This is a genomic window from Caballeronia sp. (assembly GCF_049581465.1).
Classification (GTDB): Bacteria; Pseudomonadota; Gammaproteobacteria; order Burkholderiales; family Burkholderiaceae; genus Caballeronia.
Map to the genome: position 1 here is coordinate 1 of NZ_JBAUSA010000940.1, position 2,023 is coordinate 2,023.

General features: G+C 62.6%; 2 protein-coding genes and 1 tRNA gene. 1 reads left to right on the top strand and 2 read right to left on the bottom strand.

Annotation, left to right across the window (positions count from 1 at the left end; translation table 11 throughout):
* Positions 1-41 precede the first annotated feature (41 nt).
* Positions 42-128: transfer RNA gene (locus tag WCA53_RS23065), tRNA-Leu, on the bottom strand.
* Between the two features lie 379 nt (positions 129-507).
* Between WCA53_RS23065 and WCA53_RS23070 the strand changes: the two genes are divergently transcribed.
* Entirely contained in the window at positions 508-1,497 is a 990-nt protein-coding gene (locus tag WCA53_RS23070; RefSeq protein WP_423915933.1) for a 2-dehydropantoate 2-reductase, read from the top strand.
* Positions 1,498-1,662: 165 nt separating this feature from the next.
* Here the strand turns inward: WCA53_RS23070 and WCA53_RS23075 are convergent.
* Positions 1,663-2,023, bottom strand: a 361-nt coding sequence (locus WCA53_RS23075; RefSeq protein ID WP_423915935.1) for a glycerate kinase, incomplete at its 5' end; no start/stop codon positions are given.

Below are 2,023 nucleotides of genomic sequence, written 5' to 3' on the forward strand. Positions count from 1 at the left end.
ACGAAGCCTCGCGGTTTTCGCCGCGAGGCTTCGTTTTTTCATGGTGCGTGAGGTCGGACTCGAACCGACACGACATTGCTGCCGTCAGGACCTAAACCTGGTGCGTCTACCAATTTCGCCACTCACGCGGATCTTTTCGGCGGGAGCTGAACCGCCATGAACGCGAAAAACAAAGTCGCATGCGCTGAAAACCGGGAAACGTCGCCCCGGAACGGCATGCATGCTTAGCGCGTCAAGCCCATGATTCTAACTGAATCGACGACTGTTGCCTACACGGAGATGCTTGCCGCGAAACGGTCTCGCACAAGCGGGGCGATGACTCCTGTTGGACAAGGCCCGTATTCACAGAAGGGAACTCTTCCACTGGACGGCGGACTTTGACTGCTGTTAGATCGTTCAAAGCTGGCCGCACGGCCAGCATCGCCGGAAGTCGCTCAACGTAGCGCACGCGTGCACTAAACTCGCCGGTAAGTTGGAAATGACCAAATCAACCCTGAAGGAGCAACCGTGAGCAAAACGAAGACGACGATCGTGGGGGCGGGGGCTATCGGCGGACTAATTGCGGCTGCACTGCACAAGGCTGGCCACGACGTCAGCGTGCTCGCGCGCTCCACCACTCTTGCAGCACTACGCGCTAACGGCCTGCGCATAGTGCAGGCTGACAGCGACGACGAAGAGCGTGTTCCGGTTCACGCGACCGGCGACGCCGCTTCACTTGGAACGCAGGATTATGTCGTGATTGCGCTCAAGGCTCAGGCGCTGCCCAGTCTCGCGGCGTCGCTCGCCCCCATGATCGGTCCGCACACGGTGATCGTTGCGGCTATGAACGGCTTGCCGTGGTGGTTTCTCGACGGCCTCGAAGGCCCGCTGCTTGGGCAACATATCGACGCGGTCGATCCCGGCGGCGTCGTGTCTCGCAGCCTGCCGCCGAGCCAGGCGATCGGTTGCGTCGTTCATTTGTCGTCCGCGACGATTGCGCCCGGCGTGATCAAGCGCGGACGGGGTAACCGGCTGATCGTCGGCGCGCCTTCGGACGCACGGGCTGCGCGCGCTGCATCGCTCGCGGCGGACTTGATCCGCGGCGGGTTCGAGGTCGAATCCACAGAGTCGATCCGGCAAGCATTCTGGATCAAGCTTTGGGGCAATATGAACATGAACCCGATCAGCGCCCTGACGGGATCGGCTGCGGACACCATCCTCGACGACCCCATGACCCACGCGCTCGTCTTGCGCATGATGGAAGAGGCGAGCGCGATAGGCGAGCGGTTGGGGCTCGCGACTGGCATGACCGCGCCTGAACGTCTCGCGGTGACTCGCAAGCTGGGGGCGTTCAAGACATCGATGTTGCAGGATCTCGAAGCATCGCGACCTCTGGAATTGATGCCGATTCTCGGCGTGTTTCCGGAACTTGGCCGCAAGCTCGACGTGCCGACTCCTTTCTGCGACGCCATCCTCGGATTGTTGCGCCAGCGAGCGGCGAATAGCGGGCTAAGCTGAAAGTTGCGAAGGACGACCCAGGAACAGGGCGCAATGCCGCAAGTGTGCCTGTGCCCGTGCCGGTGGGCTGTGGGCTTTGGGCTTTGGGCTTTGGGCTTTGGGCTTTGGCTCGCCGCGAGGCGAGCCACAGGTGAGGCGAGGGTCGTGACTCGATGCCGGGCCGTTCTAACGTGAACCGAATTTCAATCGCGTGAGTTGCTCGGCTTCGTTGGCGAGCAGCGTGGCGGCGTCGCGGATCGCTACTTCCAGCGTAATCGGCCCCGGCGCGGGCGAGAAGCAGCCGCTGAAATGTTCCGACAACCTTACCAAGGCAGCGGGATCGATGCCTCCCGACAACAGCAACGCGTCCACGCCATGAGCCCGTGCATGCTGGCATGCAATGAAAGGCGCCTTGCCGTGCAGCGTTTGCACGTCCGAGCGGCCTTCGCCGGTGATGAGCCAGTCTGCTCCGTCGAGTGCGGTATCGAGGCCAGCCGCCCGCGCTACCACCTCCGCACCCGCTTCGAAGCGCGCGCCCAGCATGTGC